General features: G+C 63.4%; 20 protein-coding genes. 8 read left to right on the top strand and 12 right to left on the bottom strand.

Annotated features, from left to right (window positions below; all coding sequences use genetic code 11):
- Positions 1-2: 2 nt before the first annotated feature.
- The 6 genes from LMTR21_RS10375 to LMTR21_RS10350 all read right to left on the bottom strand — a co-directional run bounded on the left by LMTR21_RS10375 (position 3) and on the right by LMTR21_RS10350 (position 6,118).
- Positions 3-851 (bottom strand): ABC transporter ATP-binding protein, encoded by an 849-nt coding sequence (locus tag LMTR21_RS10375; protein WP_148635950.1) that lies wholly within the window; start codon positions 849-851, stop codon positions 3-5.
- A gap of 168 nt (positions 852-1,019) precedes the next feature.
- Positions 1,020-2,018, bottom strand: a complete 999-nt coding sequence (locus LMTR21_RS10370) for an ABC transporter substrate-binding protein (protein ID WP_065756689.1) — start codon at positions 2,016-2,018, stop codon at positions 1,020-1,022.
- A gap of 57 nt (positions 2,019-2,075) precedes the next feature.
- Positions 2,076-2,885, bottom strand: a complete 810-nt coding sequence (locus tag LMTR21_RS10365) for an ABC transporter permease (protein ID WP_065756591.1) — start codon at positions 2,883-2,885, stop codon at positions 2,076-2,078.
- A gap of 240 nt (positions 2,886-3,125) precedes the next feature.
- A complete protein-coding gene (locus LMTR21_RS10360) occupies positions 3,126-3,785 on the bottom strand; it encodes a TetR/AcrR family transcriptional regulator (protein ID WP_065756592.1) in 660 nt (219 codons plus the stop codon).
- 219 nt (positions 3,786-4,004) lie between these two features.
- Positions 4,005-4,862 (bottom strand): VOC family protein, encoded by an 858-nt coding sequence (locus LMTR21_RS10355; RefSeq protein WP_065756593.1) that lies wholly within the window; start codon positions 4,860-4,862, stop codon positions 4,005-4,007.
- Complete coding sequence (locus LMTR21_RS10350) at positions 4,859-6,118, bottom strand: Glu/Leu/Phe/Val family dehydrogenase (RefSeq protein ID WP_065756690.1); 1,260 nt, start codon at positions 6,116-6,118, stop codon at positions 4,859-4,861. Before LMTR21_RS10350 ends, LMTR21_RS10355 begins: the two co-directional genes overlap by 4 nt.
- A 221-nt stretch (positions 6,119-6,339) precedes the next feature.
- Between LMTR21_RS10350 and LMTR21_RS10345 the strand changes: the two genes are divergently transcribed.
- Together LMTR21_RS10345 and LMTR21_RS10340 are read left to right on the top strand one after the other, a co-directional pair.
- Positions 6,340-7,251, top strand: a complete 912-nt coding sequence (locus LMTR21_RS10345) for a sugar kinase (protein ID WP_065756594.1) — start codon at positions 6,340-6,342, stop codon at positions 7,249-7,251.
- A 19-nt stretch (positions 7,252-7,270) separates the two neighbouring features.
- Entirely contained in the window at positions 7,271-8,191 is a 921-nt protein-coding gene (locus LMTR21_RS10340) for a ribokinase (protein WP_065756595.1), read from the top strand.
- Positions 8,192-8,292: 101 nt separating this feature from the next.
- Here LMTR21_RS10340 and LMTR21_RS10335 read toward each other — a convergent pair whose 3' ends face one another.
- Positions 8,293-9,513: an NAD(P)/FAD-dependent oxidoreductase gene (locus LMTR21_RS10335; protein ID WP_065756596.1), complete on the bottom strand. Its 1,221-nt coding sequence runs from the start codon at positions 9,511-9,513 to the stop codon at positions 8,293-8,295.
- Positions 9,514-9,786: 273 nt separating this feature from the next.
- Between LMTR21_RS10335 and LMTR21_RS10330 the strand changes: the two genes are divergently transcribed.
- Positions 9,787-10,578 carry an enoyl-CoA hydratase/isomerase family protein gene (locus LMTR21_RS10330; RefSeq protein ID WP_065756597.1) on the top strand — a complete coding sequence of 264 codons (792 nt, stop codon included), beginning with the start codon at positions 9,787-9,789 and terminating at the stop codon, positions 10,576-10,578.
- Positions 10,579-10,753: 175 nt separating this feature from the next.
- On the opposite strand, the gene LMTR21_RS10325 is transcribed toward LMTR21_RS10330, so the two are convergent.
- The gene (locus LMTR21_RS10325) at positions 10,754-12,460 is read right to left on the bottom strand and encodes an IlvD/Edd family dehydratase (protein ID WP_065756598.1); all 1,707 of its coding nucleotides are present in this window, start codon (positions 12,458-12,460) and stop codon (positions 10,754-10,756) included.
- Positions 12,461-12,624: 164 nt separating this feature from the next.
- Between LMTR21_RS10325 and LMTR21_RS10320 the strand changes: the two genes are divergently transcribed.
- Together LMTR21_RS10320 and LMTR21_RS10315 are read left to right on the top strand one after the other, a co-directional pair.
- The gene (locus LMTR21_RS10320; protein ID WP_065756599.1) at positions 12,625-12,882 is read left to right on the top strand and encodes a Gfo/Idh/MocA family oxidoreductase; all 258 of its coding nucleotides are present in this window, start codon (positions 12,625-12,627) and stop codon (positions 12,880-12,882) included.
- A complete protein-coding gene (locus tag LMTR21_RS10315; RefSeq protein ID WP_065756600.1) occupies positions 12,879-13,571 on the top strand; it encodes a GntR family transcriptional regulator in 693 nt (230 codons plus the stop codon). Before LMTR21_RS10320 ends, LMTR21_RS10315 begins: the two co-directional genes overlap by 4 nt.
- 128 nt (positions 13,572-13,699) lie before the next feature.
- Here the strand turns inward: LMTR21_RS10315 and LMTR21_RS10305 are convergent, their stop codons facing one another.
- A complete protein-coding gene (locus LMTR21_RS10305; protein WP_065756601.1) occupies positions 13,700-14,521 on the bottom strand; it encodes an NAD-dependent epimerase/dehydratase family protein in 822 nt (273 codons plus the stop codon).
- Positions 14,522-14,615: 94 nt separating this feature from the next.
- Here LMTR21_RS10305 and LMTR21_RS10300 point away from each other — a divergent pair, with 94 nt between their 5' ends.
- Positions 14,616-15,584: an SMP-30/gluconolactonase/LRE family protein gene (locus LMTR21_RS10300; protein WP_065756602.1), complete on the top strand. Its 969-nt coding sequence runs from the start codon at positions 14,616-14,618 to the stop codon at positions 15,582-15,584.
- Between the two features lie 24 nt (positions 15,585-15,608).
- Here the strand turns inward: LMTR21_RS10300 and bla are convergent, their stop codons facing one another.
- From bla to LMTR21_RS10285, 3 genes are all read right to left on the bottom strand, one after another.
- Entirely contained in the window at positions 15,609-16,496 is an 888-nt protein-coding gene (gene bla / locus LMTR21_RS10295) for a subclass B3 metallo-beta-lactamase (RefSeq protein ID WP_065756691.1), read from the bottom strand.
- 150 nt (positions 16,497-16,646) lie between these two features.
- Positions 16,647-18,077, bottom strand: a complete 1,431-nt coding sequence (locus tag LMTR21_RS10290; RefSeq protein ID WP_065756603.1) for an aldehyde dehydrogenase family protein — start codon at positions 18,075-18,077, stop codon at positions 16,647-16,649.
- Positions 18,078-18,361: 284 nt separating this feature from the next.
- Positions 18,362-20,728 (bottom strand): transketolase, encoded by a 2,367-nt coding sequence (locus LMTR21_RS10285; RefSeq protein WP_065756692.1) that lies wholly within the window; start codon positions 20,726-20,728, stop codon positions 18,362-18,364.
- 137 nt (positions 20,729-20,865) lie between these two features.
- Between LMTR21_RS10285 and LMTR21_RS10280 the strand changes: the two genes are divergently transcribed.
- Complete coding sequence (locus tag LMTR21_RS10280; protein ID WP_065756604.1) at positions 20,866-21,327, top strand: Lrp/AsnC family transcriptional regulator; 462 nt, start codon at positions 20,866-20,868, stop codon at positions 21,325-21,327.
- Between the two features lie 979 nt (positions 21,328-22,306).
- Entirely contained in the window at positions 22,307-23,446 is a 1,140-nt protein-coding gene (locus LMTR21_RS10275; RefSeq protein WP_065756693.1) for a DJ-1/PfpI family protein, read from the top strand.
- Positions 23,447-23,460: the final 14 nt, after the last annotated feature.

The following is a 23,460-nucleotide window of genomic DNA, read 5'->3' as shown; positions in this document are numbered from 1 at the left end:
TTTCAGTCCAGTGCGCTCTGGGTGAAGAAATGCTTGCGAATCCGCTGCACCAGTTCGGTGAAGGCTGGATCGGCCATCGCGTCCAGCGAGCGCGGGCGCGGCAGCGGCACGTCGTAGATCGCGGCGATCGCGCCGGGCCGCTCGGTCATGACCAGCACGCGGTCGGCGAGGAACACGGCTTCGGGAATCGAATGGGTGATCAGCAGCACGGTCTTGCCGGTTTCGCGCTGGATGCGCATCAACTCGACATTCATCTTCTCGCGCGTCATGGCGTCGAGTGCGCCGAACGGCTCGTCCATCAGCATGATCTTGGGATCGTGCACCAGCGCGCGGCAGATCGAGGCGCGCTGCTGCATGCCGCCGGAGAGCTGCCAAGGCAGTTTCTTCTCGAATCCCTCGAGCCCGACCAGCTTCAACAGCGCTTTCGCCCGCGGCAGGTATTCGTCACGCGGCAGCTTCTTCATGTCGATCGGCAACATCACGTTGGACAGGATGTTGCGCCAGGGCAGCAGCAGCGCGTTCTGGAACACGATGCCGACATTGCCGTGCGGCTTCGTCACCTTCTCGCCTTCGACCAGGATTTCGCCGGTCGAGGGCGCCAGCAGTCCGGAGATCATCTTGAGCAGCGTGGACTTGCCGCAGCCGGACGGTCCGACCACGACGAAGAACTCGCCCTCGTTGATGTGGAAATCCAGCGGTCGCAGCGACGGCACATCGCCGTCGCGCGAGCGATAGGTCTTCGAGACGCCGGACAGCGTGATACCCGACGCCGCGCTACCGGCGCGATCGGATACCAGCCGCAGATGCGCGGCTGGTTGGTCGAACTCGGTCGGCTTGGTCGCGGGGTTCATTCAACTAAGTCCACTCAGGAGGTTGCTGTCGTCCCTGCGAAAGCAGGGACCCATACGCCGTGCCCTTTCGTTCGAGCAGGCCGGCAGAGACCTGCTGCAACAACCAAGGCCCGGGGGTTATGGGTCCCCGCGTGCGCGGGGACGACGATAGATTTGTCACAAGCCCGTTCACGAACCGCCCTGCGGCAGGTAGTCGTTAGTATAGAACGCCTTCGGATTGTCCTTGGCCTTGGCATCCAATCCGCCATATTCGACCATCAAATTGACCGTGTCGGTCATGTTCTGATCGGTCACCTGGAACGGCCGCTTGTTCTTGGTTTCGGCCGTGCGGTAGAGCGGGATCGTCAGCTCAAAGCCCTGCGTCAGCGTCTCGATCTTGCCGCCCTTCGGGTTGGCGTCGAGGATCGACTGTGCTGCGCCCTTGGCGTCCTTCTCGGCGGCTTCGACCGCCTTGGTCGTCGCCGACATGAAACGCTTGACGAGATCGGCGTTGGCCTTGACGAACTCGGTGTTGGCGACGACGCCCGAGCAGACCATGTTGATGCCGTAGTCGGCAAACTTGATCGCGTTGACGTCCTTGCCGGTCGCATCCTTGATCTTCATCGACTGGTCCATGACGTAGCCGAGCAGAAGATCGGCCTGGCCGTTGATGACGGCGTTCAGCTTGGTCTGGCCATCGCCAGCAACCGTCTGGAAGTCGCCTTCCTTCAGGCCGGTCTTCTTCAGGAACAGCGGCCAGATCTGCGTCATCGAGTCGGCCGGCGTGATCGCCACCGTCTTGCCCTTGATGTCCTCGGGCTTCTTGATGTTCTTTTCGACAAAGCCCATCGCCGACATCGGGCTGGTCTGCAGCAGCACGCCGGTGGCGACGATCGGCGCGCCCTTTACGGCCGCGCGCATCATGGTGGGCACGTCGACATAGCCGAAATTGGCGGTCTTGGCCGCAACGGCCTGCGTGGTCGCCGCCGAACCGCGACCTTCCTGGATCTCGAGGTCGATGCCCTCGGCGGCATAAATGCCCTTGGCCTTGCCGTAATAGAACGGCGCGTGCTCGCCATAGACATACCAGTTCAGCATCAGCACGACCTTGTCGGCGGCCGATGCCGGCAACACCGAAAGCGCGGTCCAGATCAGGGCGGCGGAGATCGCCGCTATCGTTCGTATCATGGTCATCCTCCCGTTCGTGTTGTGGCGGCCCTTGAGCGGGCCGTTTGTTGGTTTGGCTTACGAAGCAAAAATGATGTCGTCGCGCTGGCTGACATGCCAGGGAATCACGAGGCGTTCGATGCGGTCGACGACCCAGAACAGGACCACGCCGAGCAGCGCCAGGATCACCAGCGCGGCAAACATCGTCGGCAGGTCGAACGTTCCGATCGAGCGCTGCATCACATAGCCGATGCCGGAGTTGGAGCCGACAAACTCGCCGACGACGGCGCCGACCACGGCGAGCGTGATAGAGACCTTCAGCCCGGAGAAGATCGCAGGCATCGCGTGCGGCAGATTGACGGCGCAAAAGACGCGGAAGCGGCTGCCCTGCATGGCGCGCGCAAGATCGACCATGTCAGGGTCGACCGATTTGAAGCCCTGCACCGCCGACACCACCACCGGAAAAAATCCGAGCAGGAACGCCGAGATCACCTTCGGGATGATGCCGAAACCGAACCAGACCACGAACAGCGGCGCGATCGCGATCTTCGGCACCGACTGCGAGAATACCAGCAGCGGATAGATATAGCTTTCGACCGTCTTCGATCCCGCGATCAGCATGGCGACGGGAATGCCGAACACGGCCGACAGCAGGAAGCCGCAGATGGTGGCGTAGGTGGTGGGCCAGGACTGCCGCAACAGTTCCGGCCACTCCGTCCGCAGCACCGCCACGACATCGCCGGGCGCCGGGATCTGGTAGGCCGGAATCTGGAACAGGCGGATGGTGACGTCCCACATCACCACGATGAACAGCAGGAACAGAAACGGCCGCACCCACGCCGCATTCAGCGCTTTCGACAAGCCACTCTCGCGCTTCAGCTCGGCCACGCTCCGCTCCCTGGTGATCGTCTTTTCTGATCCGAAATTAACTCGTTGGATAAATACTGGCAAGCGGGTTTTCGTGCGGCAATTTGCGCGCCCGCCGTCGTTCCTGCGAAATCAGGAACCCATAACCACCGACATCAATTGTTACAGCAGGATCAAGGACTACCGCCTCGAATCGAGGGGCGCGCGGGGTATGGGTCCCTGCTCCGTGCGCAACCGCGCACTAGGCAGGTACGACAAAAGTCACACCGGCTGATGCGCCGGCGACCGCACGCCCTGGCCAACGGTCTTGCCGAAATCCGCCGTCGACTTCCCCGTCAGCGCCGCCAGCACCAGCGACACCATGTGCGCCAGCCGCTCGTCCCTCGCCTCCTTTTTCAGGAGATCGCGGCCGAAGATCACCGAGAGGGTGGCGCTGTTGGACAGATAAAAGAAGCACAGCGCCGCGATCGAGATGTAGAGCTGCACCGGATCGACGGCGACGCGAAAATCGCCGCTTTCGACGCCGCGCGTCACCACGGTGCGGATCATTTCGACGAACGGCGAGTGCATCGATTTGACCTTGGTCGAGCGCTTCAGATGGCGGGCTTTGACGAGGTTTTCGGTGTTGAGCAGCGCCAGGAATTCCGGGTTGCGTAGGAAATAGTTCCACGTGAAGTCGATCAGCCGCTCGATCGCCTCGGGCGGATCGAGATGTTCGAGATCGAGTTCGCGTTCTTCGGAACGGATCTTCTCATAGGCGCCTTCGAGCACCGTGAGGTAGAGGTCTTCCTTGTTGCCGACGTGGTAGTACAGCATGCGCTTGTTGGCGCCGGCATTGGCCGCAATGCGGTCGACCCGCGCGCCGGCGAGGCCATGGGCGGCGAATTCCTGCTTGGCGGCCTCGAGAATGCGAAGCCGCATCCCTTCCGGGTCCCGCTGCCATTTCTGAACGCGTTTTGCCTTTGCCAAATCAGTCGCCCGATGGTGGTGCAAACAAGCTGTAGCATGCAGTGAGGGGTTTGAGAATGTGGGACGCTCGTTCCCCACCGCCGTCATTGCGAGCGAAGCGAAGCAATCCATGCTGCCACGGAGGAGGCATGGATTGCTTCGTCGCTGACGCTCCTCGCAATGACGGTTGGATCAGTCGGCAGCGGCCGCCTTCCCCGCCGATGGCTGCACCAGCAGCGTGGGCACGCCGCATGTGCCCTTCCGCACCGTCATCACCCGCGTTCCCGGCTTGCGGCCGGTGCGGACTTCCGAGACGTCGACGCCGGCCTGGACGAGCCGCGCATGGGTGGCGTCGATGTCGGCGACGCGCCAGCAGATTCCGCCGAGCTTGTCCTTCGTCGTGTCGGCGTGTTTCCCCGGCCGGTGCGTCACCTCGACGATGAGGTCGCCGCAGCGGAAGAACATCAGCCGGCCCCAATCGGGGTGCGAGCGGTCGAGCGCCATGTCGAGGCCGAGCCGCGCGCCATAGAGGGCGGCGGCCCGTTCGGGTTCCGAGGTCGAGATCACGACATGGTCCATCGCCGTGATCGAGGCGGTCGTGGTTCGCACCGAGAGCGGTCGCTCCTTGTCGCGCTCGAGGAAGAACAGGCGGATACCGCGCGTGGCCTCGGTTGCGGTCCGGGTGCGCTTCCACGATAGCGTCTCACCGGATATCGCGTCGCGGCTTTCGACCTCGGCGATGGGGTCCGGCTTCAGCGTCAGCCGATCGAGCCTGCGATGCATCCTGGCAATGTCGCTGGTTCGAAAGCAGATACTCGCGAGCCCCTCGCCCTGTGCGTTGAGCACTGCGCGTATCCGGTCCGCGTTCGCGCCCTCGCCGTTCGGCGCCACCAATTCCAGCGTGGTATTGTCGAGCGTGAACAGGACACGGTCGGCACCGTCGCCGCCGTACTGCCAGCCCGGCGACCGCGCAAACAAGGTCTGGTAGGCCGTGCTGGCGGCAGTGATGTCGTCGGTGAGAACGACGACGTGATCGAGACCAGTAATCACGGGAAAAGCCCTCGCGTGTTCTTGGCGGCGCGGACCTTCTCCACGCCGATCGCCATCGCAGCCGTGCGGTGCGGTATGTTGTCCGCCTTCGCGCGCTGCAGCATGGTGTCGAAGGCGCGATCGAGGATGGCATATTCGCGCCGCGTCACTTCCTCTTCCTCCCAGAACAATTGCTGCAGGTCCTGCACCCATTCGAAATAGCTGACCACCACGCCGCCGGAATTGCAGAGAATGTCGGGGATCAGGAATACTTCGCCCTGGCGTTTTTCCAGCACCAGATCGGCCTCCGGCGTGGTCGGGCCGTTGGCGCCTTCGGCCAGCACGCGGCATTTCAGATTCTCTGCGACCTGCGCATCGATCACCCGCTCCATCGCCGCCGGCACCAGCACGTCGCAGGGCAGCGTGAGGATTGCTTCGGGATCGAAAGCGAGCTGATTGGAGAAGCCGGCGATGCTGCCATGCGTGCCGGCGTGCCGCATCAGCGTGGGGATATCGAGCCCGGTCGGATCGTGCAGCCCGCCGGTGTGATCGCTGACGGCGATGATCTTGAGGCCGTAATTGTGCAACTCTAGCGCAGCGTATGACCCGACATTGCCGAAGCCCTGGATGACGGCGGTCGCAGTGCCCGGATTGATCGACAGTTCCTTCAGCACGCGCCTGGCGAGATAGGCGACGCCGCGCCCGGTTGCCTCGCGCCGGCCGAGCGTGCCGCCCGACGATACCGGCTTGCCGGTGACGATCTCGGTCACGGTCTGGCCCTGATACATCGAATAGGTGTCCATGAACCAGGCCATCACCTGCTCGTTGGTGCCCATGTCAGGCGCCATCACATCGGTGTGCGGACCGACGAAGGGAATCATCTCCTGCATGTAGCGCCGCGACAGCGCTTCCAGTTCGCGTTTGGAAATGGTGGAGAGATCGACATTGACGCCGCCCTTGGCGCCGCCATAGGGCAACCCGACCAGCGCGCATTTCCAGCTCATCCAGATCGCAAGGGCTGCGACCTCGCCGATATCGACAGAAGGCGCGAATCGCGTGCCTCCTTTGGTCGGGCCGAGGGTGAGATGATGCTGCACCCGGTAGCCTTCGAACACCGCGACCGTGCCGTCGTCGCGGTGAATCGGACAGGAGACGGTGATGGCCCGCTTCGGCATCAGGATCCGGCCGCGTTCGTCCATCGGGATTTCGAGATGGTTGGCGATGACGCCAAACTGGTTAACCGCCATATCGAACACGGGACCGGAATAAACGGTCATCATTCCCTCCACTTTTGTATGCCAGCCGGGAAACCCGAGCAGCCGTCAGCCGTTATACCGCACTATCCCGAGGTTTAAGGACGGTCGTATTCTCCTCACACTCCCATCTCAAGCTGCAAAGACGGCACGGTTGCGAATAATTTCAGCGAATGCATCCGATAACCGGTGCTAATGTCTGTACGCCGGGCCGGGACCACCCCTCAGCTCATGACGGAAAACGAATGCAGGCTCTCTTCATCGGACAGACCTATATCGACGTCACCTTCATCACCGACCACATGCCGACCGGCGACGAAAAACATGTGGCCTCCGCCTACGCGGTGTCGTTTGGCGGCAATGCCGTCACCGCGGCGTTCTGTTGCGCCAAGCTCGGCATCGTACCCGACCTGATCGCCACCGTCGCGAACGACTGGCTCGGCCGGATGTTTCAGGACATGAGCGCGAAATACGGAATCTCGATCCATCCGCGCAAGGTCAACTCCTCATCGCTGTCGTTCATCATGCCCAAGGACGGCAAGCGCGCCATCGTGCGTTGCCGCGACGACGAGCACATCCACCCCTTCCCGATGCTGAACCTGAAGGGTTGCCGCGCGCTGCATGTCGACGGCCATCAGCCGGACGCTGCCATCCACTACGCAAAGCTTTGCCGCGAGGACGGCATCCTCACCTCGCTCGACGGCGGCGGCCTGCGCACCAACACCCATGAGCTCTTGGAATTCATCGATGTCGCCATCGTCGCCGAGCGGCTGTGCGAGCAGATGGACAAGACGCCGGACGGCATGCTCGACTATCTCAAGGGCCGCGGCTGCCGGGTCGGCGGCGTCACTATGGGAGAGCAAGGCCTGCTCTGGTATGACGAGACTGGCGCGGTGCGCAAGCTGCCGGCGCTGCCGATCGCGTCCGATCGCGTCATCGATACCAATGGCGCCGGCGACGTATTTCATGGCGCTTACGTGTTTTCGTATCTCAACAATCCCGCCAAAGGCTGGCACGAGCATTTCGAGTTTGCGCGTGCCGCCTCAACCTATAAGATCCAGCGCCTTGGCAACGAGGCTGGATTGCCGACGCTTGCCGATATCGATGCCGTCAAGCAGGAATTCCAGATCGGGCGCAAGAAAGAATTTTGGGATTAGGCAATCCGTGAGAAGCAATTTGGGGCGCGTCTTCGTTGCCGGCAGCATCAACATGGATGTGGTGGCGACGGCCGACCGGCATCCGAAGGTCGGCGAGACCGTCGCAGGCCAAGCCGTGCATTATTTTCCGGGCGGCAAGGGCGCCAACCAGGCGGTGGCCGCCGCGAAACTCGGTGCCGTAACCGCGATAGTCGGGCGGCTCGGCACGGACGCCTTCGGCCAGCAGTTGCGAACGTTCCTCGCTGCGCAAGGCGTCGACCTCGCTCTGGTCAAGGACACCGCTAACGCGCACACCGGCACTGCCGTCATCACCATCGCCGACACCGACAACACCATCGTCGTCGTGCCCGGCGCCAATGCGCTGGTGAGCGCCGAAGACGTCGCCGCACCTGTGCTCGCCAAGGGCGACATCGCCGTCAGCCAGTTCGAAATTCCGCAAGCCACGATCGGCGAGTTCTTCAAACGGGCGCGCGCGGCCGGGGCGACCACGATCCTCAATCCGGCGCCGGCGCTCGCCTGTGCTCCTGGGCTGCTCGAACTCGTCGATATCCTCATTCTCAATGAAACCGAGCTTGGGCTTCTTGCGCAGACCGCGCTTCACGACACCGACGAGCCTGTCCGCTTCATTGAAGCAGCGCGGCGCCTGCCAACCGGACCGGACACCATCATCTGCGTCACGTTGGGCAAGCGCGGCGTGCTGGCGTTGATCGGCGGCGAGCCTTCGCTGATTGCGGGACGCGCCGTGAAGGCCGTGGACACCACTGGTGCCGGCGACTGCTTCGTCGGCGCGCTTGCCGCGCGGCTTGCCCATGGAACGGCGATCCGCGATGCGCTCGCCTACGCCAATGCCGCCGCGTCGATCTGCGTACAGCGAATGGGCGCCGCGCCGTCGATGCCGACGGCGGCGGAGGTGGATGAGTTGCTCGCAAAGCGAGCCTGACCTCGTAGGGTGGGCAAAGGCGCGCTTGCGCCGTGCCCACCATCTGGTGCTCCGCAAGAACGGTGGGCACGCTTCGCTTTGCCCACCCTACGAGTTCGCGCTTAAGTCAGCGCGCTCTTCAAGTCGAAGCCGGTGTCCGCCGCCTGCTCCGGCGTAATTGATCCGTTGGCGGCAAACAGACGTCGTCCGAACATGTGATCGCCTGCGCGATTAACGGATTCGATGCCGACGAGCCGCCCGTCCTTGTAGCAAAAGGCAGAGAACGCCCCGGCTGCGCGATCGCCGCGCACCACCACGCGATCATAGCCGGTGGTCAGGCCCACCATCTGCAGCTTGTCGGGACCCTGATCGCTCCAGAACCACGGCACGCCATCATAGGGCTTGGCATCGCCAGTGAGGCGGGCCGCGACGCAGCGTGCGTGGTCGGTGGCGTTCTGCACCGACTCCAGCCGCAGCGAGCCGCCGAAGCGCGGGCTTTCATAGAGCGCGCAATCGCCGATCGCCGAAATATTGGGATCGGCGGTGAGCAGACGCTCATCGACGATGATGCCCGACGCGACCGGCAGGCCAGCCTGCGCCGCCAGCTCGACATTGGGCAGCACGCCGACGCCGACCACGATCAGGTCGGCCTTCAGGTGCCGGCCATCGCTGAGGCTGACGCCGGTGACCTTGTGGCCGTCGCTCTCGATGCTGGTGACCTGCACACCCAGATGAATTCGAATGCCGGCCGCGGTATGCCGCGATTGGGAGAACTCCGAGATTTCGGCCGTCACCGCGCGCGCCATCACGCGCGGCGCAAGTTCGACGACATCGACTTCAAGGCCCTTGGCCCGCGCCGTCGCCGCGAACTCCAGCCCGATAAAGCCGGCGCCGATGACGACGACGCGCTGGCCTTCCGTGATGAAATCGCGCAGTGACTGGCTTTCGTCCAGCGTCCGCAAATAGCGCACGCTGTCGAGATTGGCGTTGGGGATATCGAGCAGTCGATTGCGGGCGCCGGTCGCCAGCACCAGATGGCCATAGTCGAGCGATGCGCCAGAGGCGAGCGCCACCTTGCGCGCCGCGCGGTCGATCGATACTGCGCGATCGGAGATTAGCTCGATGTTCTGGTCATGATAAAATTTTTCCGGCCGGAACATCAGGCTGTCGGGGCCGCCGGTTCCCTTCAGATAGGCCTTGGACAGCGGCGGCCGCTGGTATGGCAGATGGCCTTCATCGTTCACGAGCGCGATGCGTTCGGAAAAGCCGTGCTGGCGCAGCGAGGCCGCAAGCTGATAGCCGGCATGGCCGGCGCCAATGATGACAACTGTTCCTGCCGTCATAGGGACATCCTACGTTCGAGCACACGGGAATGACCCATGTCGTTTCCTCTCCAGTGATTTTGGCTTGCCTGTCTCGTCCCCTGGGCGCGGCGCTCGTGTCCGTCCCGAACGATGACGGGCGCTATCTGACCTCATGGCACGCGGAGACGCAAGGGTGTCAGTAGCCCTGAGGGCGGTCTTCGCCGAATTTTTGCAGGTTCGACCCCGGGGATTGTCACCTCCCGCCTTCTCTATTTAAATGCCCGGCCCTCCCTCGCGCCCCGAGGCCTTGCCATGTCGACCTCCGATGATACCGCCGCCCCTGCTTTGCTCAGGATCGAGGGTCCGATTGCGACCATTACCCTCAATCGGCCTGCGGCCTTCAACTCAATCAATCTCTCGATCGCGCAAAAACTCGAGCAGCTCGGCGCCGAGGTCGAGGGCAACGCCGATGTCCGGGTGCTGGTCATCGAGGGCGAAGGCCGGGCCTTCTCGGCCGGCGGCGATCTGCAGACCATCGGCGCTGCTGCCGCCAGCGATACGGTGGCGCCCGTGGTCGGCGAGCTATTGAAGCACTACCACGCCTTCATCGAGACGCTGCGGCGGATGCCCAAGATTGTTCTCTCCAGCGTCAACGGCTCCGCCGCCGGCGCCGGCATGGGGCTCGCCTTCGTCACCGACCTCTGCATCGCCGCTGACGACGCCCGCTTCACGCCGGCCTATGCCAAGATCGGCGTCTCACCGGATGGCGGCAGCACGGTCGGCATGGTCGGCACCGTCGGCACCCGCCGCGCGCTGCAGATCTTTCTGGCCGAGGACAGCTTTACCGCGCAGCAGGCCTATGAATGGGGCCTGGTCGCCCGCGTCGTCCCGGCGGCAGAGCTGAAGGCGGAGACGCGCAAATTCGCCGAGCGGCTGGCACAGAACCCGCCAGCGGCCATCGCCGGCACCAAATCTCTGGTCTATCAGGCCGCGGTGACGCCGACCAAGCAGCAGCTCGATGCCGAGGAAGCGAAGATCATCGACGCCATGCTCACCGAAGATTTTCGCGTTGCCGTGAAGAAGTTCACCAGCAAGGGGAGGTGAGGCGGCTGACGGCACCACTGCGTCGTCCCTGCGAACGCAGGGACCCATAGCCACCGGCGGTCGTTGCTTAGGAAGGCGTCAGCCATCTCGATCTAATCGAGAGCACAACGCGGTATGGGTCCCTGCGTTCGCAGGGACGACGGGATAGTTCGGCCTGATGTGTGCGGCGGGTAAGCTAATCGCTGCCGTGCCCGCGCATGAAGTCGAAATCACAGCCCTCGTCGGCCTGCAGGATGGTCTCGTTGAACAAATGCGCATAGCCGCGCCTGGCCCAATCGGGCGTGGCGGCCAGCGCGAGCGCCGCGCGACGCCTCTCAAGTTCGGCGTCATCCACCAGCAGGTCGATGCTGCGTTTCGCAACGTCGAGCCGGATCATGTCGCCGTTCTTCACCAGCGCCAGCGGCCCGCCCACGGCGGATTCCGGCGTGATATGCAGCACGATGGTGCCGAACGCCGTGCCGCTCATGCGCGCGTCCGATATCCGCACCATGTCCTTGGTGCCGCCGCGCGCGAGTTTCTTCGGGATCGGCAGATAGCCGGCTTCCGGCATGCCCGGCGCACCCTTGGGGCCGGCATTGCGCAGCACCAGCACATCGTCGGCGTTGACGTCGAGATCGGGATCGTCGACCCGCAGCGTCATGTCCTCGACGGATTCGAACACCACGGCGCGGCCGGTATGCTGCAGCAGTTTCGGGCTCGCCGCCGACTGCTTGATGACGGCCCCACGCGGCGCGAGGTTGCCGTGCAGTACCGCCATCGCGCCTTCGCTCTTGATCGGATTGTCGCGCGGACGGATGGCGTCCTGTCCCGGAACATCTTCCGCTTCAGCCACGACCTCGCGCAGCGTCTGTCCCGTAATGGTCTTGGCGTCGAGATCGATGAGATCGCCGAGTTGCGCCATCAATTTCGGCACGCCGCCAGCGTGATGGAAGTGCTCCATGTAATGCTCGCCTGACGGCTTCAGATCGACGAGCACGGGCACCTCGCGGCCGAGCCTGTCGAATGTTTCGAGATCGATCTTGTGCGGCGAGCGGTGCGCGATGGCGGTGAGATGGATCAGACCATTGGTCGAGCCGCCGATCGCCTGCAGCACCACCTGCGCGTTGCGGAACGACGCCGGCGTCAACAATTCGCTGGGCTTTGGCCCCTTCGCCTTGGCCAGCGCGGCCGCCACCCTGCCGCTCGCTTCCGCCGAACGAAACCGTTCGGCATGCGGCGCCGGGATCGTTGCGCTCATCGGCAGCGACAGCCCGAGCGCCTCGGTGATGCAGGCCATGGTGCTGGCGGTGCCCATCACCATGCAGGTGCCGACCGATGGCGCCAGCCGGCTGTTGACGTCTTCGATCTCGATATCATCAATTTCGCCGGCCCGATATTTTGCCCACAGTCGCCGGCAGTCGGTGCAGGCGCCCAGCACCTCACCCTTGTGATGCCCGACCACCATCGGCCCTACGGGAATCACGACGGTTGGCAGATCGGCGGAGACCGCGGCCATGATCTGCGCCGGCAGGGTCTTGTCGCAACCGCCGATCACTACCACCGCGTCCATCGGCTGGGCGCGGATCATCTCCTCGGTATCCATCGCCATCAGATTGCGCAGGTACATCGAGGTCGGATGGGCAAAACTCTCGGCGATCGAAATGGTGGGGAACACCATCGGCATCGCACCCGACAACATCACGCCGCGCTTCACGGCTTCAATGATCTGCGGAACGTTGCCGTGACAGGGATTGTAGTCGCTGTAGGTATTGGTGATGCCGACGATCGGCCGATTGAGCGCATCGTCGGAATAGCCCATGGCCTTGATGAAGGCCTTGCGCAGGAACAGCGAGAAGCCAGCGTCGCCATAACTCGTCAGTCCCTTGCGAAGTCCGTCGGCCATTTTTTTGTTCCTGTCGTCATGGGTGGGCACTTAAGGAGCCCGGCAGATTATTGTCAATATCGATCATCCTATGCCAAATGGCAGGATTAACCGCCAACATAGCACCTCATTATTGACAATTATGCGTTTGCGTGCTGACTTCCGGTCCAAATGGAAACGCGCCCATGAACCGACCGTTGCGCATTGGCCTTATCGGCGCCGGCATGGTGAGCCGCCATCATCTCATCGCTTGGGCCAGCCTATCAGATCAAGCCCGCGTCGTGGCGATCGTCGATCCCCTTGCGGAAAATGCCGCGCGGCGTGCGACCGAGTTCGGGATCTCGCAGACCTTCGCGGACGCCGAGGCGATGCTCTCCGCGACGGAACTCGACGCCATCGATATCGCAGCGCTCCGGCTGTCGGGCTGGGAGGCCTCGCGATGAAGCCCCAGGAATCGTTGACGGATACTTCCGTGCCGACGCGCGAGGAGGAACAGGCGGAGGTCATCCGCCGGCTCGAAGAGGACATCATCTTCGGCCGCTTCGCGCCGGGCTTGCGGCTGGTCGAGGACACGCTGATGCAGCGCTACGGCGCCAGCCGGCATTTCGTCCGCCAGGCGCTGTTCCAGCTCGAACGCCAGGGCATCGTACTGCGCGAGAAAAACATCGGCGCCACGGTGCGGTTCTATTCGGCCGAGGAGGTTCGTCAGATCTACGAGGTGCGGGAGATGCTGACGCGGCAAGCGGCGCTGATGATAGCTCTCCCCGCCCCCGCCGGCCTGATCGAACACTTGAACGAGCTGCAGCGGCAGTATTGCGCCAAGGCCGACGCACAGGATCTGCGCGGCATCCACGAGGCCAATGACGCCTTTCACGTCGCGCTGTTTTCCGCTTGCGGCAACCCGTATCTGGTGCGCTCACTGCAGGACTACATGAATCTGACGCTGCCGATGCGCGCCAAGAATCTCGCCGACCGCGAAGGGCTGGCGCTGTCGCGACGCCAGCACGAATTGATGATCGAACTATTGAAGGGCCGCGATAGCTGGGCGCTGGCGCAGCTCTGCGTCGATCACATGCAATTCAGCAAATCGGATTATCTCGGGCGGATCGCCGAGGATGATCGGACGAAGTAGAAGCCGTTATTCCGGGGCACGCAAAGCGTGAACTATGGTGCGCAATTGCGCACCTGAGAATCTCGAGATTCTCGGGTGCGCGAGGGCGCACCCTAGTTCGATGCTTCGGATCGCCCCGGAATGACGTCTCACCTCTTCCAGTCCACGATCCTGCTTTTGTCGCCGTCGAACTCCATGCTGCAGAACGTGCCGCCCTGATAGTAATCGCCGACCGGGTCCGGCTTCAGCTTGGCCTGCTCGGTCATGGCGTGCTCGCGAAAATCCTCAGCCCTGCCGGTCGGGCGGTAGCCGAGTTCATAGGCGCGATGGTTGTCCCACCAGGCGCGCTCATTGTAGGAGGCGCCGTAGAAGATCTCGAAGTGAATATCGGGATGGTCGAGACCGATGCGGCAGAGTTGCACGAGGTCTTCCGGCTTCAGCCAGATCGACAGCCGACGATGGTCGAGCGGAATCTCGCCGAAATTGCCGATACGCAAGCAGGTCACGCCAAGCCCATGCTTGTCGGCATAGAGCGCCCCCACCGCCTCGCCAAACACCTTGCTGACGCCGTAACGGCTATCCGGGCGCGCGGTGACGTCGGCGCCGATACGGTGATGGCGCGGGTAGAAGCCGACCGCATGGTTCGACGAGGCGAACACAATGCGCTTGACGCCCTTCTTGCGTGCGGCCTCGAACAGGTTGTAGCCGCCGATGATGTTGGATTGCAGAATGGAATCCCAGGGGCCTTCGACCGAATAGCCGCCGAAATGCAGGACGCCGTCGATGCCCTCGCAGATCGCCTCGACCTGCGCGAGATCGGCGAGATCGGCCGCCTTGAACTTTTCGTCCTTGCCGAGATCGGCCGGCGCCTTCAGATCGCTCAGCAGCAGATCCGGATAGATCGGCGGCAACAGCTTGCGCAGCGATGTGCCGATCCCGCCGGCAGCGCCGGTCATCAATATGCGTGGCATTTGTTTCCTCTTGGTCTGGCGACTGATTTGCGGTCATTAGCCGACAATGATAGCAAATCCAACTACTGGGGAAACGCAACAACGAGAACAGCAAATGTCCGATGCAGCATCGCATTCCGCCGGCTGGCGCCCGGCGACCTATTATCCCGATCCGGCCATCCGTGCACTCGATCCGCGCTTTGAAAAATACTGGCTCAAGCTCTCGGCCGTGGAGCGGCTGACCACCGGCCTGCGCTGGGCCGAGGGGCCGGTGTGGTTCGGCGACGGGCGGTATCTGCTCTGCAGCGACATCCCGAACCAGCGCATCATCAAGTGGGAGGAGGAGACCGGCGCGGTCAGCACCTTCCGCAAGCCGTCGAACTTCGCCAACGGCAATACCCGCGACCGTCAGGGACGGCTCGTCACCTGCGAGCATGGCGGCCGGCGGGTGACGCGCACCGAATATGACGGTTCGATCACGGTGCTGATCGATTCCTTCGACGGCAAGCGGCTGAACTCGCCCAACGATGTCGTCGTGAAGTCCGACGGCTCGATCTGGTTCACCGATCCGACGTTCGGCCTGCTCGGCAATTACGAAGGCTACAAGGCCGAGCCCGAGATCGACGCCAATGTCTATCGGCTTGATGCCGCGACCGGCAAAGCCACCATCGTCGCCGAGGGCGTGCTGGGGCCGAACGGGCTCGCCTTCTCGCCGGATGAAAAAATCCTCTATGTCATCGAATCACGCGGCGTGCCCAACCGCAAGATCCTCGCCTATGACGTCTCGCCTTCCGGCGACAAGCTTTCCAATAAGCGCGTGTTTGTCGATGCCGGCCCTGGCACGCCGGACGGTTTCCGGGTCGACATCGACGGCAATCTCTGGTGCGGCTGGGGCATGGGCGATCCCGAACTCGACGGCGTGGTCGTGTTCGCGCCCGACGGCGTCATGATCGGCCGCATTGCGCTGCCCGAGCGCTGCGCCAATCTCTGCTTTGGCGGTGTGAAGCGCAACCGCCTGTTCATGGCCGCGAGCCAGTCGATCTACGCGCTCTATGTGAACACGCAGGGCGCACCGGGCGGCTAGGTCCCGGCGCGCCTCAGCGCCAATTCACCCCTTCTTCTCCGCGGCGGCGGTCTGCTTGGCGAGCGCGTCTTCAAACGTCTTCTCCAGTGTCGCCGCGTATTCGTTGAACTCGCCGGGATTGACGAACGGATTGGGTCCGCCTTCGCTGAGCTTGGCGCGCTTCTCCGCCATCTTGTACATTTCCGGATGCGGCGCGAGCAGCACATCCACCTTCATGTCCCTGGCCCGCGCGAACGTCTTGCGGTAATCGGCGACGATCCCGGAATAGGTCGGGTTGGGGACGAGGCGGTTCAGCGCCACGGTGCCGCTGCAGAAGATGAGGACCGAGCGCGTGGCATCGCCGTCCTTCACCGAGAATTCCCAGCTCGTGCAGCCCGGCGAATGTCCTGGCGTTTCGCGCGCAGTCAGCGTGACATCGCCCACCGTAACCTTATCGCCCTCGCGTACGGTGCGGTCGACCTTCACCGGCGGGAACTTGAGCGCCTCGTCCTCCTGCGCGCCCGGGTAGTAGCCGCCCTCGAGCAGCGGCTTGTCGGCTTCGCCGGCGACCATCTGGGCGCCGCTGGCCTGCTTCATTTCGGCAAGGCCACCGGTGTGATCAATATGCGCGTGGGTGTTGACGAGGTATTTGATGTCGGTGAGCTTGAAGCCGAGTTTTTCGATGTTCGCCTTGATCTGCGAGGTTGCTTCCGGCATCACCATATCGACGAGGATATGGCCCTGCGGCGACGTGATCAGGTAGGACGCCAGGCCGTTGGTTCCGACATAATAGACGTTGCCGATCATCTTGAACGGCTCGGTCGGCGTGTTCCACTTCGCCCTGAGGGTCTCGAGCAGATCCTTGACGGTCTGGGCCTGCACCGTCCCGGCAAGCGACAACAGCGCGACAAGCGCAACGGCGATCTTCTTCACGGGCATCCTCCACCTTTTCTTATTTGCGTCGTCGCCATGTCGGCTCGCACATTGACGCAAGCTTAGCCTGACGGCGATTCTGGTCAAAAAAATGCCGGCTGCGGTTCCGCAGCCGGCATCCTTCACGGACGGCGCGAGCGCCGCATCGATTTACGCCGCGTTGTAGCCGGCGACCGCCTTCACCTCGAGATACTCCTCGAGGCCGTACTTGCCCCACTCGCGGCCGTTGCCGGACTGCTTGTAGCCGCCGAACGGCGCGGTGCGATCGTTCGGCACGCCCTGCAGGTTGACGTTGCCGGCGCGAATCTGGCGGGCGACGCGGCGCGCGCTTTCCACCGTATCGCCCGAGACGTAGCCGGCGAGACCATAGGGCGTGTCGTTGGCGATCTTCACCGCATCGGCTTCATCCTTGGCGCCGATGATCGTCAGCACCGGTCCGAAGATTTCTTCGCGGGCAATCGTCATTTCGTTGGTGACGTCGGCGAAGATGGTCGGGCGGACATAGAAGCCCTTGTTGACGCCCTCGGGGAGACCGGGACCGCCGGCGACGAGGGTTGCGCCTTCGTCGATGCCCTTCTTGATCAGCGCCTGGATCTTGTCCCACTGGATGCGCGACACGACGGGGCCGATGGTGGTGCCTTCGGCGCGGGGATCGCCGGCCTTGGTCTTGTCGGCGACGCCCTTCGCAATGGCCGCGACTTCCTTCATCTTCGACAGCGGTACGATCATCCGCGACGGCGCGTTGCACGACTGTCCGGAGTTGTTGAACATGTGCATCACGCCGCCGGTGACGGCCTTGGTGAGGTCGGCGCCTTCGAGGATGACGTTCGGCGACTTGCCGCCGAGTTCCTGGCTGACGCGCTTGACGGTCGGCGCGGCGCGCTTGGCGACGTCGACGCCGGCGCGGGTCGAGCCGGTGAACGAGATCATGTCGATGTCGGGATGCTCGGCCATCGCGGCGCCGACTTCGGGGCCAAGGCCGTTGACGAGGTTGAACACGCCCTTCGGCACGCCGGCTTCATGCAGGATTTCGGCGAAGATCAGCGCCGAGCTCGGGGTGAACTCCGACGGCTTCAGGATCATGGTGCAGCCGGCGGCGAGCGCGGGCGCGACCTTGCAGGCGATCTGGTTGAGCGGCCAGTTCCACGGCGTGATCATGCCGATGACGCCGACCGCCTCGCGAACGACGACGGCCGTGCCGATCGTCTCTTCGAAGTGATAGTTTTTGAGGACTTCCAAAGTGGAAGCGATATGGCCGAGGCCGGCGCCGGCCTGCAGGCGTTCGGCCATCGGCAGCGGCGCGCCCATCTCGTCGGAGACGGCGGCGCCGATCTCCTTCATGCGGCCCTTGTAGACCTCGATGATCTTTTCCAGCAGCGCAATGCGCTCTTCACGGCTGGTCTGCGAATAGGTCACGAAGGCGCGCTTGGCGGCGGCAACGGCCTTGTCGAGGTCGGCCTTGGAGCCGAGCGCAACTTCATACATCGCTTCTTCGGTCGCCGGATTGACGACGGGGGTGGACTTCTTGACGGCGGGATCGACCCAGGCGCCATCGATGTAGAATTGCATGCGATTGACCATCGGAAACCTCTTTATCAGGGAGTAATGAGGAGGAACGGTAGCGTTCGGCAGGCATCCTTGCACGAAAGCCCGGGCAGTTGAACCCGCCATATGCGGGGTGCCGCGATGCGGCAGGCGCTGGATATAAGATCAGGGCCGCGACGCTGGCAAGGTGCTCCATTCCCCGTCGTCCCTGAGAACGCAGGGACCCATACGCCGCGGCCTGTTTTTGGGTACGCGGGCAGACGCCTTCCTGGACAACTACTCCCTGTGGTTATGGGTCCCTGCTTTCGCAGGGACGACGGCTACACCGCCGTCTTCCGGTGCCGCACCGGCGCCCCGACCGTGAGGCTTTCCGCCGCATCGATAATGGCGTTGGCGTCGATGCCGTAGTGGCGGTAGAGGTCGCCAATGGTGCCGGTCTGGCCGAACTGCTCGACGCCGAGCGCCTCGAGCCGGTGGCCGCGGACGCTGCCGAGCCAGCCGAGCGCGGCCGGATGGCCGTCGATCACGGTCACGATGCCGCAGTCGCGGCCGAGCGGCGCCAGCAATTTTTCGATGTGGCTGAGATGCTGGATGCCACGGCGGTCACGGCGCAAATTCCGCGCGGCGGACCATCCGGCATGCAGCCGGTCGGCGGAGGTTACCGCCAGTAAACCGACGTCGCGATGGCTTTCGCCGATGAAGCCCACCGCCTCGATCGCCTCGGGCGCTACCGCTCCGGTATAGGCGATCACGATATCGCAGTTCGGGCCCGGCTGGCGCAGCCAGTAGGCGCCCTCGGCGATGTCGCGCTGCAGGTCCGGTGTCATGATCCGCTGCGGCTGGTCGATGGTTCGGGTCGACAGCCGCAGATAGACCGAACCGCCCTCGCCGCCGTCGCGCTGCATATGGCGGAATCCGAAAGCCATGATCGCGGCGAGTTCATCGACGAAGGCCGGCTCGAACGAGGCCAGCCCGTCCTGCGCCATGCCGATCAGGGGCGTCGCAATCGACTGATGCGCGCCGCCTTCCGGCGCCAGCGTGATGCCGGATGGCGTCGCCACCACCATGAAGCGCGCATCCTGGTAGCAGGCATAATTCAGCGCATCGAGGCCGCGCTCGATGAAGGGGTCGTAGAGCGTGCCGACCGGCAGCAGCCGTTCGCCGTTGATCTGGTGCGACAGCCCGAGCGCCGAGAGCATGATGAACAGGTTCATCTCGGCGATGCCGAGTTCGAGGTGCTGTCCCTTCGGCGAGAATTCCCAGGTGAAGGCGGACGGGATTTTCTCCTGCCGGAACAGGTCGTGATTTTCGGCTTTTGCAAACAGCCCGCGGCGGTTCACCCAGGCGCCGAGATTGGTTGACACGGTCACGTCGGGCGACGCAGTGACAATGCGCGAAGCCAGTTCGCTGTCGCCGCGCGCGAGTTCGTTGAGCACCAGCCCAAAGCCCTGCTGCGTCGACATCTGCGCCGCTGGCTTGAAGGTGAGTTGCTGCGGCACCTCGATCACGGGCGCAGTCAATCGGCGGCGGCCTTCCTGGTTGAAGGGCGCTGCCGCCAAAAATGCTTCGAGCTCGACCGGCGCCTGCGACAGGCCTTCGAACTTTTCCCACTCATGGCCGGGACGGATGTTCTGCGCTGCGCGCCACTTCTCCATCTGCGCCACCGTCATCAGGCCCGCGTGGTTGTCCTTGTGGCCCTGCATCGGCAGCCCGACGCCCTTGATGGTGTAGGCGATGAAGCAGACCGGACGGTCGTGATCGATCGCTTCGAACGCCTCGATCATGCTCGCCATGTCGTGGCCGCCGAGATTAGACATCAGCGCCAGCAATTCCTCGTCGCTGCGGCGATCGATCAGTTGCGACACCTGCCCCTGATCGCCGATGTCGTCCTGCAGATGTTTGCGGAACGCCGCGCCGCCCTGGAAGCACAGCGCCGCATACATCTGGTTCGGGCAATTATCGATCCAGCGCCGCAACGCCTCGCCGCCGGGTTCGGCGAACGCCGCCTGCATCAGGCGGCCGTATTTGACGATCACGACCTCCCAGCCGAAATTGCGAAACATCGTCTCGAACTTGGCCCATAACCCTTCGCGCACCACGGCATCGAGACTCTGGCGATTGTAATCGACGATCCACCAGGTGTTGCGCAGCGCGTGCTTCCAGCCCTCCAGCAGCGCCTCGAAAATGTTGCCCTCGTCCATCTCGGCGTCGCCAACCAGCGCGATCATCCGCCCCTCGGGCCGGTCCTTCATCCAGCCATGCGCGGTGACGTAGTCCTGCACCAGCGAGGAGAACAGCGTTTGCGCAACGCCGAGGCCGACCGAGCCGGTGGAGAAATCGACATCGTCGGCATCCTTGGTGCGCGACGGATAGGATTGCGCGCCCTTGTAGCCGCGGAAATTTTCCAGTTTTTCGCGGGTCTGGTGTCCGAACAAATACTGGATGGCGTGAAACACCGGGCTCGCATGCGGCTTCACCGCGACGCGATCCTGCGGGCGCAGCACGGAGAAGTACAGCGCCGACATGATGTTCGCGAGCGAGGCGGACGAGGCCTGATGGCCGCCGACCTTCAACCCGTCGCTATTGGGCCTGACGTGGTTGGCGTGATGGATGGTCCACGACGACAGCCACAACACCTTGCGCGCCAGCGCGGTCAGCGTTTCCAGGCGTGCGGGCTCGATCGGCATGGCCATGCTCCGGAGGCGTTCAGTATGCGCCGATTTTAGCGGGCGACAGGACACCAAAATTCTCAATTTGCTGCGACATACCGCCCAATATTGGGATAGTTTACCACAATCGGCCCCAAAACCACGAGTTCATCCCAATGCCCTCCCTCGACGCCATCGACCGCAAGATCCTCAGCCTCCTGCAATCCGACAGCCGCATGACCATGCAGGAGCTCGCCGACAAGGTCGGGCTGTCGGTATCGCCCTGCCATCGCCGCGTGAAACTTCTGGAAGAGCGCGGCGTCATCACCCGCTACATCGCGACCGTCGACCAGAAATCGTTGGGGCTCCATGTCAGCGTCTTCATCTCGATCAAGCTGGCGCGGCAGAAGGAGGAAGACCTCAACCGCTTTGCGAGAGCGATTTCGAAATGGGACGAGGTGCTGGAATGCTATCTGATGACCGGCAACCGCGATTACCTCCTGCGCGTCGTTGCCGCCGACCTCTCCTCCTATGAGGCGTTCCTGAAGAACAAGCTGACGCGACTCGATGGCATCGCCTCGATCGAGTCGAGCTTCGCGCTGAGCCAGGTGAAGTACTCGATCGCGTTGCCGGTGTGATGCGGTTCTCTCCACGTCTTTGCGAGGAGCGCAGCGACGAAGTAATCCATGCATCCGTTATGCCGCGCCCATGGATTGCTTCGCTGCGCTCGCAATGACGGGGGGATAGCGACGCGAACCACCGTTGTCATCCCCGCGAAGGCGAGGATCCAGTACGCCGCGGCCTATCGGTTCAATCATTGACGTCTCTGGAATACTGGGTCGCCCGGTCAAGCCGGGCGATGACAAGTGAATGTGTGTCAGCGATCTCGCGACATGTTTGCCCGAGGTTTGCATCTTCGTTTGCCCTCCTCTCCATTCAGAGGGCGCAGGGAAGACCGGGTGCTTGCTGCACCCGAGGTCTCGTGTGCCGTTGCGCATAAATGGAAACGCACACGAGCATACAGGTACAGCGGAAACACTCCGGCCTTCCCTGCGCAATGGCTTTACGGCTTACTTCGTGCTCTTCCCGGAGAACGGCTCTTTTGCCTCCGTCGCCTGTGAGAAGCTTGCGCTTCTCAGGACTTAACGCCAGCACCGCGGCGCCCGAACCACACGACTTCGCCGTACGCCTCACGTCACGTCCGTCGTCGTGACATCAGCGTCCATCGCATCTCACCGCGCGTTCGTGACGATGGCCAACGCCCCTCATCTGCCGTGAGACAGGCGGAGTTATGCGACTGATTTGGGTGAGAACGAAAGCGGAATATTTTTGATTCCCGGCCTTGACACGATTTCTGAAAATCAGAATTGATTTGCTTGTCGTGCCGGCTCGCCGCGGGTCGCCGGCCGTAGGGTGGGCAAAGGAGCGCTAGCGACGTGCCCACCATCTATCACCGATCGTGTTGCTTGATGGTGGGCACGCTTACGCTTTGCCCAACCTACGAAGCTACGGTTCCTCTTCACCGCATGACCGTTTTCGCGGGATTTGCGTCATTTCTCGCTGGATATAGCGGCGGTAGACTCGGGTTCAAATCAGGGAATGCCGAGCAAGGAAGTCATGACATCGCGACGCCTGTTGTGGAGCGCCCTTGGCGCTGTCGCACTTTTCATCATCATCGGCGGAGGCTGGTTATGGTCGCTGCCGCCGGCGCCATCCCACACAGCGCAGCCGCCAATCGCGCAAGCCGAGCGTGACGCGACGATCGCAGCGTTGAAGCCGCCAAAGCGGCAGCGTCCGCTGATCGCGATCATCGGTATCAACGACGCCACCGAGACCACCGACTATCTGATGCCCTACGGCATCCTGCGGCGGGCCGACGTCGCCGATGTCATGACGCTGGCGACGAGACCGGGGCCGGTGACGCTCTATCCGACGCTCAAGGTCGAACCGCACGCGACGATCGCCGAGTTCGACGCGCAGCATCCCGATGGCGCCGACTACGTGATCGTCCCCGCCATGAGCCGGGATGACGACCCCGAAGCGCTGCAATGGATCAGAGGGCAGTCGGCGAAGGGCGCGATCGTGATCGGCGTCTGCGTCGGCGCCAAGGTGGTCGGCGATGCCGGGCTGTTGCATGACAGGCAGGCGACGACGCACTGGTACTCCGTCAAGGAATTGCGCGGCAAGCATCCGACGATGCGCTATGTCAGGGATCGCCGGCTGGTGGTGGACAAGGACGTGGCGACGACCACGGGCATCACGGCGTCGATGCCGGTGTCGCTGACGCTGATCGAGGCGATCGCCGGCCCCGACAGAGCGCGCGCCGTCGGCCGCGAGATCGGCCTTCCCGAATGGGACGCGCGGCATGACAGCGACGCGTTCAAGTTCACGCGCCCGTTTGCGCTGACGGCCATCCGCAACACGGCCGCGTTCTGGGCGCACGAGCAACTTGGCATCGAACTCAAGGACGGCGTCGACGAGGTGTCGCTGGCGCTGATCACCGACGCCTGGTCGCGCACCTATCGCTCGCAGGCGGTGACGTTTGCCGGTACTACCGGCGCGCAGCAGAGCCGCGGCGGCCTGCGGATCATTCCCGACCAGGTCGCGGCGAACTGGCCGGCGGCGCGATTGCTGCCGGCGAGCGATGCGAAACCGGCGGAAGCGCTGGATAATGCGCTATCGGGTATTGCGGCGCGTTATGGGACTGAGACGGCCGACTTCGTCGCAATGCAGCTTGAGTATCCGAAGCGCCCGTAGGGTGGGCAAAGGAG

The organism is Bradyrhizobium paxllaeri (genome assembly GCF_001693515.2).
Taxonomy (GTDB): Bacteria; Pseudomonadota; Alphaproteobacteria; order Rhizobiales; family Xanthobacteraceae; genus Bradyrhizobium; species Bradyrhizobium paxllaeri.
This window is presented reverse-complemented; position numbering and strand designations above follow the sequence as displayed.

Excerpts from the sequence above, each read along its gene's own strand:
- LMTR21_RS10375 (WP_148635950.1), bottom strand. The coding sequence starts at position 851 with ATGAACCCCGCGACCAAGCCGACCGAGTTCGACCAACCAGCCGCGCAT.
- LMTR21_RS10370 (WP_065756689.1), bottom strand. The coding sequence starts at position 2,018 with ATGATACGAACGATAGCGGCGATCTCCGCCGCCCTGATCTGGACCGCG.
- LMTR21_RS10360 (WP_065756592.1), bottom strand. The coding sequence starts at position 3,785 with ATGCGGCTTCGCATTCTCGAGGCCGCCAAGCAGGAATTCGCCGCCCAT.
- LMTR21_RS10350 (WP_065756690.1), bottom strand. The coding sequence starts at position 6,118 with ATGACCGTTTATTCCGGTCCCGTGTTCGATATGGCGGTTAACCAGTTT.
- LMTR21_RS10345 (WP_065756594.1), top strand. The coding sequence starts at position 6,340 with ATGCAGGCTCTCTTCATCGGACAGACCTATATCGACGTCACCTTCATC.
- LMTR21_RS10335 (WP_065756596.1), bottom strand. The coding sequence starts at position 9,513 with ATGACGGCAGGAACAGTTGTCATCATTGGCGCCGGCCATGCCGGCTAT.
- LMTR21_RS10330 (WP_065756597.1), top strand. The coding sequence starts at position 9,787 with ATGTCGACCTCCGATGATACCGCCGCCCCTGCTTTGCTCAGGATCGAG.
- LMTR21_RS10325 (WP_065756598.1), bottom strand. The coding sequence starts at position 12,460 with ATGGCCGACGGACTTCGCAAGGGACTGACGAGTTATGGCGACGCTGGC.
- LMTR21_RS10320 (WP_065756599.1), top strand. The coding sequence starts at position 12,625 with ATGAACCGACCGTTGCGCATTGGCCTTATCGGCGCCGGCATGGTGAGC.
- LMTR21_RS10315 (WP_065756600.1), top strand. The coding sequence starts at position 12,879 with ATGAAGCCCCAGGAATCGTTGACGGATACTTCCGTGCCGACGCGCGAG.
- LMTR21_RS10305 (WP_065756601.1), bottom strand. The coding sequence starts at position 14,521 with ATGCCACGCATATTGATGACCGGCGCTGCCGGCGGGATCGGCACATCG.
- LMTR21_RS10300 (WP_065756602.1), top strand. The coding sequence starts at position 14,616 with ATGTCCGATGCAGCATCGCATTCCGCCGGCTGGCGCCCGGCGACCTAT.
- LMTR21_RS10290 (WP_065756603.1), bottom strand. The coding sequence starts at position 18,077 with ATGGTCAATCGCATGCAATTCTACATCGATGGCGCCTGGGTCGATCCC.
- LMTR21_RS10285 (WP_065756692.1), bottom strand. The coding sequence starts at position 20,728 with ATGCCGATCGAGCCCGCACGCCTGGAAACGCTGACCGCGCTGGCGCGC.
- LMTR21_RS10280 (WP_065756604.1), top strand. The coding sequence starts at position 20,866 with ATGCCCTCCCTCGACGCCATCGACCGCAAGATCCTCAGCCTCCTGCAA.
- LMTR21_RS10275 (WP_065756693.1), top strand. The coding sequence starts at position 22,307 with ATGACATCGCGACGCCTGTTGTGGAGCGCCCTTGGCGCTGTCGCACTT.